We start from the raw sequence: 8,536 nt of genomic DNA on the forward strand, positions 1-8,536 counted from the left end.
GCCCACATCCGTCGCCTCACCCGCCTCATCGCAAGAACCTGAAATCATTCAGACCATTATGAATCGGACTCTTAGAGTTTCCGGGCTCCTCCTCCCTCGCAGCGGGCACCTTCGGCCCGCTGCTCCACACCGACGAAAGGACTTGCACCATGCCCGCTCTCATTGCCTGGCTGCTTGGCGCGCCGCTGACGATTGTCATTCTGATCGCTCTGCTGATGTAGCAACGTAGCTTGATCCATGTTGATCAACGCGCAGCCGGGGGCATCGAACGATCCAATCGTTCGATGCCCCCTTCACTTTGGCAGGGTGCCCGGACAGGCGGTGATGGCGGGCCTCCGTCCATCCATGCCCGGCGGCGTTGATCGCCGAGACATGCCAGAGGCCGGCCAGCACGGCATCTCGGAAAACAGCTTGGCAGCGCAAGACGCCGGCGGCACTCTCGGCACCGTCACGGGTGCGCGGCGTGTCATCCCCGCACCCACTGCGCGCGCGTCAGCGTGCGCCCGGCCCAACCCCAAGACGCGCGGCTTTGCCGCGCTGCGCGGGGGCGGGAGTGCCCCGTTTTCGGTATCTAGCTGGCTGCTGAAAAAGTCGCCCGCCTCCAAATGTTCAGGCAAGGGACCGGGAAACTGTTCCTCGGCACGCTTTCCACAAGCCCTGTTCCGGGCGACCAGCCCGGGACGCGCCCGACCCTCCCGCGGGAGGGCGCATTGCAACGCTGCAAATAGCTCAGCGCATGGAGGGGGTTGGCTGGCATAAACCGCAGTAAACCCGAGGTCCCAACGCGCCCACCCAGGGTCAGGCGCGACCCTTCGCTCCGGGGTTCGATGCAAGAACAGGAACAGTTTTCCTTACAGGCACTGGCCGATTTTCTTTTTCAGCAGCCTGCTAGACATCAAGAAGCGGTTGCGCGCCCATCCCGGCGCTGTCCGGGCGTCGCGCCCGGCATTCGGCAACTGGTCGCTACCGCGACCGGCAGCAGGGTGAACGTCGTTGCCCCCAGTCCTGTCCAGGCTCCGGCGCGCGGCAGGTCGCGGCGCAACCTGGCGTTTGGTCCGGCCTCGGGTCCGGCAGCAGGCAGCACCAAGAGTTGCACCGCCCCCGTCGCCAGCCAGGCCAGCGCGCCGAAGCCCAACGCATTGGCCAGCATCCGCCACAGCGTCACCGCCATGGACACCAGCGGCAGCGCGGGCAGCGGCGGGACGAAACGGTGGCGGCCCGCGCCCTCCTGCGCGTGGCGGTATCGTGTCACGAAGCGGCCGACCTACGCCCCCCCGACGCCAGCGTTTGTCCGTTGATCGCCCGGGGCCGAAGCCGGTTCCTGACGTCCAGGGGACGCGCACGCCCCACGCGACGCGCCCTCTGCCCTACCCCTGCATGCGCTTGCCCTGCTGGTGCCTGGCGCGGAACTGCTGGCGTTGCTTCTGCCGGACGAACGATCGGCGGGCGACTGTCGTGGCAGGGCGTCGCCCGGGATCTCTCGGAGGGCATGTTGGCCGATGAAGGTCGCGCCAATCCTGGTGACTATCGTCGACGGGCCACCACCAGGGTCGAGGCCCGCTTGATCGGGCCCGGAACCACGGCGCATTCGAGGCGTTTGATATCCAAATCGGCGCCACATGTGACGTATGGTGCTGCCCACAAAGGAAAGGACACCTCCATGCGCCCGCTTCTGCTTTGGTTGATCGGCATCCCCTTGCCCCTTGTCATCCTGATCTGGATCTTCTTCTTGTAAGATGACGGCGCGCTCAGGAGCCGCAGGTTCTTGGGCGGCGCGCACCAAGGGAATCGAGCAGCGCCATGACATGCGTGGTTGTGAAGGGCCAGTCCAGGAAGGCCCATTCCTGGGCTTCGCGCATATCCGCAGCCTCATTGCCCATCAGGACGACCCGAACCTGCAAGTCCCGCAACACTCGATTGAGGAGGCTCTCCGAAAAATCCGATGCCCTTTGATGGACAAAGGCAAGACCGGTCGCAGCGCCTTCGTCGTTTCCGAGCCATGACAGGGCCTCTGCTTCGTCCCCGACAACCACCGGCGTCAGCCCATACTCCTGCGCGGTCAGGGCCAGATCATGGCCGATGAGCGGGATCGGTTCGACAATCAGACAATAGCGCGGCATGGCAGCAAACTCCGGACAGAATCGGGCCACATGGGCCATCGCCACCCTGCCTGCGCGCCGAATCGACTGCATTAACCTGCGACATAGCCATCGAATTCCCTTGCGGAAGCGTTGCGGAGGCCAGGCGCAAGACAGGATCGCGCTCGCCCGGATAAGCCGCGCCATGCATCGCTGCCACCGACAAGGGCCTTGGCGACGCGTCATGGTCACAGTTCTTGAAACCGATCAATACCAAGCAGCACTCTGCAGGGGACCGGTATTGCCTGTCTTGGAGGAAACGCGCTGCGATTTACACCTGCCCGGGCTGGGTGATGGGGCGGCGGCTTTTGCACGTCCGGTGCTCGATCGCCTGACCCTGAGACCCTACCGTGACGTTGCATTCCGCCGAAGGTACCCGAGGCTTACGGGTATCGCTGTGCGATGTCGGCCCTGATGCTGCGTAATGGTGGCGGGCGACAGGAGGTGCAAACGGCGTATATCCGCCCCGAAGGCAACCGCAGCAGCAGCGCAGTGCACGACGGCCTCGTGCTGCCAGGAACCTTGTATTGGATGTTCGGCCGGGGCTTGTTCTCTGTCGCCAACGATTGTGAATCGATCCTCGTCGCTCACAATAAAGCGCCGGGAGCGGTCGTGACGAGGCTGCTGGCGCGGGATGGAATGCTGGTTCGCCCTACGAACCCACGAGATGCCCCGCCCCCCGAAAACCTCCGGTGGCACCGTGAGAATGTATTTGGCCGCCCGCTCGATGAACCGCTGTTTCCTCCAAACCGAACCGGCCATCTGCGGCAAGCAAAGCTAGCTAGGCTCCCCAAGTTCGACGGCAAAACCGCTAAGTGATTGATTCTGTTATAGCGGGATGGGCCATTTTGTGACTACGCGGGCGCTGTCAGGCGGGGCGGGCGCTGTCAGGCGGGTTTGGGCAGGCTCAGGGTGTCGAAGAGATCCAGTTGATCGGGGATTGTGGTGGACAGGCCGCCCACCGCGCGTTCACCGATCCTTGCTTTATGGCGCTGGATGCGTGCGAGGAGATCGAGCGCGGTGCGGGGCTGGCGGCATGGCCCTTTGCCTTCGCAACCGATTTGCCGCAGGTCAGACACGGTTTGATGACAGGGTCGTGTCCGCGAACCGCGCCCGTGTGCGGTTGGCGAACCACACCAGCGACAGCATCACCGGCACCTCCACCAGCACGCCGACCACGGTGACCAGCGCCGCGACCGAGCTCAGGCCGAAAAGCCCGATGGCCACGGCGACCGCCAGTTCGAAATGGTTCGATGTCCCGATCAGCGCGCATGGTGCTGCCACGTTATGCGGCACGCCCCAGCGCCAGGCGGCGGCATAGGCCAGCGCAAAGATGCCATAGGACTGGATCAGGATCGGCACGGCGATCATGGCGATCAAGAGCGGGCGCTCGATGATCACATCGCCCTGGAAGCCGAAGAGCAGCACCACCGTGCCCAACAGCCCCAGAACCGAGAACGGCTTGAGCCGCGCCGTGAATCCCGTGACCGTGGCCTCGGCCTGCGCCGCATCGCGCGCGCGGCGGGTGAGGACCAGCCGCGTCAGCACCCCCGCCACCAGCGGCACCACCACGAACAGCACCACCGACAAGAGCAGCGTGTCCCAGGGCACGGTCAGTTCCGTCAGCCCCAGCAGCAGCGCGACAAGGGGCGCATAGAGCACCACCATCACCACATTGTTCACCGACACCTGCGCCAGCGTGTAGTTTGGATCGCCGCGGGTCAGTTGCGACCAGACGAACACCATCGCCGTGCAGGGCGCCGCGCCCAGCAGGATCAGCCCGGCGATGTATTCGCCCGCCGTGCCAGGCTCGATGAAGGGGGCAAAGACGAACTCGAAAAAGATGATCCCCAGCACCGCCATGGTGAAGGGCTTGATCGCCCAGTTCACCGCCAGCGTGATGATCAAGCCCTTGGGGCGTTCATGCACCCGCGCCAAAGCGGCGAAGTTCACCGCCACCATCATCGGGTAGATCATCACCCAAATCAGCACCGCGATCACCAGGTTGATCTGCCCGACCTCCCACCCGGCAAGCATGGCGAACAGATCGGGGAACAGCGCACCAAGCGCCAGCCCGGCGAGGATGCTCAGCCCCACCCAGACCGAGAGATAGCGTTCGAATGTGGACATGTGCGGGCTTTCAGGTCTTGTCAGGGGTGACACAGCAGGCGGGGTCACTTGACGCCGCCTCTAGCGCGCCGATCAGCGCCGCCAGCGGGGCCAGCGCACCGGGGGCGAGCGCATAGCAGACCCGCGGCGGGTCGATCTGCCCCTCGATCACGCCAGCCGCCTTCAGAATGCGCAGGTGTTCGGAAACGGTCGACTGCGCCAGCCCCACCGCCTGCACGATATCGCCCCCGATGCAGCCCGGCGTGCGCGCAAGCAGCGCCAGTATCCGCAACCGCGCGGGATGGGCGAGCGCCTTGGCCAGCGCCGCAAGCCGCGCGTCATCGGGCTTTTCTGCAAGGGTCGGCTCCGAGAGCATAGATACTACTTCGTTGATCGACGATATGCGTTTGATAGTCCGATCCTCGGGGAAGCACAACCCATCGCGCGGTTTGCTGTCGTTGTGTCCCTGCTTCCGACGGGCGCGCGATAACGACCGGCGAAGCCGCCCGAAGCATTTTGCACGCGACGCGGCCCGCCCCAAGACCCGAACCCGGACCAGCTCCCGGGAGCAAGGATGTCACGCGACCTTCACGAAATCGTAACCGCCGGGTCATGCGGCGTCGTTACGGAACCCGTGTTCGACGACCCGCGATGGCGACTCACTCTGCCGCCGCCGCTTCTGTTCAAACCGGAGAGCATCCATGCAGACTTCCCGCAGCTTCCTCACGACCGTAGCCGTCGCCGCGCTGGTGGCCCCCGCCGCGCTCGCCAGCCAGCTTGACGATCGTTTCACCGACACCACCGGCGACCTGCTGGCGGATTCGCCCACCGATCCGTCCGAGATGATCGACCCCGCGACCCTTATCTTCACCTACGCCCCGGTTGAAGACCCGGCCCAATACGCCGCCATCTGGGACGAGTTCATCGAGCACCTGTCCGAGGTGACCGGCCGCGAGGTGCGGTATTTCAGCGTCAACTCCTACGCTGCCATGGTCGAAGCCATGCGCGCCGGACGGCTCCACGTGGGCGGCTTCGCCACCGGCTCGGTGCCGCTGGGTGTGAACTGCGCGGGCCTGCACCCTTACGTCACCATGAGCGACGAGGGCGTGATCCGCGGCTACGAGATGGAAATCATCACCCATGTCGACAGCGACATCATGTCGATGGACGATATTCACGGGCGTCAGATGGCCTTTGTGAACCCGGCCTCGAACTCGGGCTTCCGCGCGCCTTCGGCGCTGCTGGCCTCGGAATTCGGGATCGACGTGGAAACCGACCTGCAGACCGCGTTCTCGGGCGGGCATGACGCCTCGATCCTGGGTGTCGCCAACCGCGATTATGACCTCGCCGCCATCGCCAACTCGGTCGTGGGCCGCATGGCCGACCGCGGTGTGGTGGATCTGGACGATTTCCGGGTGCTGTATCGGTCGGAAACCTTTCCCACCACCGCTTACGGCGCCGTCTACAACCTGACCCCGGAACTGCGGGACTCGATCAAGGAAGCCTTCCTGACCTTCGAATGGGGCGGCGCGCTGGCCGAGGAGTTCGGCGACGCCGACGGCTTCATCGAGATCGACTACCAGGAGCACTGGGACATCATCCGCCGCATCGCCGCACAAGCGGGCGATACGCTCGAGTGCAGCTGACCCGCTGGCCACATCGACCGCCCGGCGACCACTCGGTCGCCGGGCCATTTCTTTTGTCCGGAGCTTCCCCATGCTGGAAATCGATTCCCTGACCATGCGCTACCCCACAGGCGATCTGGCGCTGGACTCCGTGAGCCTGTCGGTCGAACGCGGGCAGGTCATCGCCCTGATCGGCCCCTCGGGCGCGGGCAAGTCCACGCTGATCCGCTGCGTCAACCGGCTGGTGGAGCCGACCTTTGGCAGCATCCGCCTAAACGGGCAGGACATTGTGGCCATGGGACGGACCGATCTGCGCCGGGCGCGGCGCAAGATGGGCATGATCTTTCAGGAATACGCGCTGGTCGAACGGCTGAGCGTGATGGAAAACGTGCTGTCGGGGCAGCTGGGCAACGTGGGCTTCTGGCGCAGCTACCTGCGCCGCTACCCGCAACCCGCGGTGGACGAGGCCTTCCGCCTGCTCGGCCGCGTGGGCCTTGACCACATGGTGGACAAGCGCGCGGACGCGCTGTCAGGCGGGCAGCGCCAGCGGGTGGGGATCGCCCGCGCGCTGATCCAGAACCCCGAGATCCTGCTGGTGGACGAGCCGACCGCCAGCCTCGACCCCAAGACCTCGCGCCAAATTATGCGGCTGATCATCGAGCTGTGCCGCGAGCGCGGTCTGGGCGCGATCATCAACATCCATGACGTGCCGCTGGCGATGATGTTCGTCGAGCGCATCGTCGGGCTGCGTGCGGGGGTGATCGTCTATGACGGCCCGCCCAAGGGGCTGACCGACGACCGCCTGACCGAGATCTACGGCGAGGAAGACTGGTCCGGCACCCGCGGCGACGGCGACGAAGATGAGGGCGACAAGCCTGCGCACCAGAAGGTCGCCGCCGCCGTGGACATCCCCGAACTGAAGAAGGTCGCGCAGCGATGACCACGCTTGCCGACACCCCCGCCGCGCCGCGGCGCTGGAAGAGACCGCCCTTCATCGCCAACGCGCCCCTGCGCTATGCGATCTATGCGGGCGCGCTGATCTATCTGGTGGTGGCCATCGGGTCGGTCGAGGTGAACTGGTCGCGCGCCATTGCGGGGATGGAGCGCGGACAGGCCTTCATCTCGGCCTTCCTCGCCCCCGATTTCACCACCCGCTGGACCGATATCCGTCAGGGCCTGCTGGAGAGCCTGACGATGACGGTGATCTCGACCGTCTTCGGGATCCTCCTGTCAATTCCCATCGCGCTGGGGGCGGCGCGCAACATCGCGCCCTGGCCGATCTACTACGTCTGCCGCTCGATCATCGCCGTCAGCCGGGCGTTTCAGGAGGTGGTGATCGCCATCGTCTTCGTGGCGATGTTCGGCTTCGGCCCCTTCGCAGGCGCCATGACGCTGGCCTTCGCCACCATCGGCTTTCTGGGCAAGCTGCTGGCCGAGGATATCGAGGATATCGACCGCGGCCAGGTCGAGGCGATCCGCGCCACAGGCGCCAGCTGGCCCCAGCAGATGAACTACGCCATCCAGCCGCAGGTCGCGCCGCGCTTCATCGGGCTGTGCCTGTACCGGCTGGACATCAATTTCCGCGAATCGGCGGTGATCGGCATCGTCGGTGCCGGCGGCATCGGCGCGACGCTGAACACGGCGCTGTCGCGCTACGACTATGACAGCGCGGCGGCGATCCTGCTGTGCATCATCGCGGTGGTGTTCATCGCCGAATACAGCTCCGGCTTCATCCGCAGAAGGTTCCTCTGATGCCCGTTCTCGAGAGTGATGGCCGCAAGGTCTGGCAGCGCCGCGACCGTGCCGAACAGTTCCGCATCTGGCTGACATGGCTGGGCGGCGGCGTGCTGTTCATGGTCTGCTGGCAGTTCATCAGCGCGCAGACCATCTGGATCTTCGTGCTGGACGCCCCGCAGCAGGCCTGGGACATGGCCCGGCGCATGTCCAACCCGCCGCTGAGCTATTTCGACCGGATCTGGGCGCCGATGTGGGACACCATCAACATCGCCACGCTCGGCACGCTTATCGGGGTGGCGCTGGCCACGCCACTGGCGTTTCTGGCCGCGTCCAACACCACGCCCAGCGTCTACCTCATCCGCCCCATCGCGCTGGCGATCATCGTGGCCTCGCGCTCCATTAACTCGTTGATCTGGGCGCTGCTGCTGGTGCTGATCCTTGGCCCCGGGTTGCTGGCGGGGATCATCGCCATCGCACTGCGGTCCATCGGCTTCATCGGCAAGCTGCTCTATGAAGCGATCGAGGAGATCGACACCCGCCAGGTCGAGGCGATCCGCGCCACCGGCGCCGCGCCCGGACAAGTGCTGTCCTATGGGGTCTGGCCGCAGGTGCTGCCGGCGTTCGCAGGGATCAGCGTCTACCGCTGGGACATCAACATCCGCGAGGCGACAATTCTCGGCCTGGTGGGCGCGGGCGGGATCGGCGTGCAGCTTCAGGCCTCGGTCAACATGCTGGCCTGGGGGCAGGTGACGGTGATCTTCATCGCCATTCTTGGCACCGTGGTGGTCAGCGAGTGGGTCTCGGCCAAGGTCCGCCACGCGATCATCTGACTGCGACAATCCGTCATCAAGGCTCTGTTGCACAAATCGCCTGATGGCCGAGCTGCCCCTTTCCCCGGACAGACTTATCCCACGGCCTCTGTTACGG

Annotated in this window: 9 protein-coding genes; 4 read left to right on the forward strand and 5 right to left on the reverse strand. The window is 65.3% G+C overall.

Features of this window, described 5'->3' with window-relative positions:
- Window positions 1-895: 895 nt before the first annotated feature.
- The 5 genes from HUK65_RS17395 to HUK65_RS17415 all read right to left on the reverse strand — a co-directional run bounded on the left by HUK65_RS17395 (window position 896) and on the right by HUK65_RS17415 (window position 4,623).
- Window positions 896-1,252, reverse strand: a complete 357-nt coding sequence (locus tag HUK65_RS17395) for a hypothetical protein (protein ID WP_179907539.1) — start codon at window positions 1,250-1,252, stop codon at window positions 896-898.
- Window positions 1,253-1,748: 496 nt separating this feature from the next.
- Window positions 1,749-2,159: a hypothetical protein gene (locus HUK65_RS17400; protein WP_179907540.1), complete on the reverse strand. Its 411-nt coding sequence runs from the start codon at window positions 2,157-2,159 to the stop codon at window positions 1,749-1,751.
- Window positions 2,160-3,025: 866 nt separating this feature from the next.
- On the reverse strand, window positions 3,026-3,217 hold the full coding sequence (locus HUK65_RS17405) for a hypothetical protein (protein ID WP_179907538.1): 192 nt from the start codon (window positions 3,215-3,217) through the stop codon (window positions 3,026-3,028).
- On the reverse strand, window positions 3,210-4,268 hold the full coding sequence (arsB, locus tag HUK65_RS17410; protein WP_179907541.1) for an ACR3 family arsenite efflux transporter: 1,059 nt from the start codon (window positions 4,266-4,268) through the stop codon (window positions 3,210-3,212). The genes HUK65_RS17405 and arsB overlap by 8 nt, the downstream gene beginning before the upstream one ends.
- 10 nt (window positions 4,269-4,278) lie before the next feature.
- Window positions 4,279-4,623, reverse strand: a complete 345-nt coding sequence (locus HUK65_RS17415; protein ID WP_179907542.1) for a winged helix-turn-helix domain-containing protein — start codon at window positions 4,621-4,623, stop codon at window positions 4,279-4,281.
- Window positions 4,624-4,948: 325 nt separating this feature from the next.
- On the opposite strand from HUK65_RS17415, the gene phnD reads away from it, so the two are divergent.
- The 4 genes from phnD to phnE (HUK65_RS17435) all read left to right on the forward strand — a co-directional run bounded on the left by phnD (window position 4,949) and on the right by phnE (HUK65_RS17435) (window position 8,439).
- Window positions 4,949-5,893: a phosphate/phosphite/phosphonate ABC transporter substrate-binding protein gene (gene phnD, locus HUK65_RS17420; protein WP_179907543.1), complete on the forward strand. Its 945-nt coding sequence runs from the start codon at window positions 4,949-4,951 to the stop codon at window positions 5,891-5,893.
- Between the two features lie 70 nt (window positions 5,894-5,963).
- Window positions 5,964-6,812, forward strand: a complete 849-nt coding sequence (gene phnC, locus HUK65_RS17425) for a phosphonate ABC transporter ATP-binding protein (protein WP_179907544.1) — start codon at window positions 5,964-5,966, stop codon at window positions 6,810-6,812.
- Window positions 6,809-7,624 (forward strand): phosphonate ABC transporter, permease protein PhnE, encoded by an 816-nt coding sequence (gene phnE, locus HUK65_RS17430; RefSeq protein WP_179907545.1) that lies wholly within the window; start codon window positions 6,809-6,811, stop codon window positions 7,622-7,624. The genes phnC and phnE (HUK65_RS17430) overlap by 4 nt, the downstream gene beginning before the upstream one ends.
- Window positions 7,624-8,439, forward strand: coding sequence for a phosphonate ABC transporter, permease protein PhnE (gene phnE, locus HUK65_RS17435; protein ID WP_179907546.1), 816 nt, complete (start codon window positions 7,624-7,626; stop codon window positions 8,437-8,439). The genes phnE (HUK65_RS17430) and phnE (HUK65_RS17435) overlap by 1 nt, the downstream gene beginning before the upstream one ends.
- Window positions 8,440-8,536 lie beyond the last annotated feature (97 nt).

It is taken from the genome of Rhabdonatronobacter sediminivivens, assembly GCF_013415485.1.
GTDB lineage: Bacteria > Pseudomonadota > Alphaproteobacteria > Rhodobacterales > Rhodobacteraceae > Rhabdonatronobacter > Rhabdonatronobacter sediminivivens.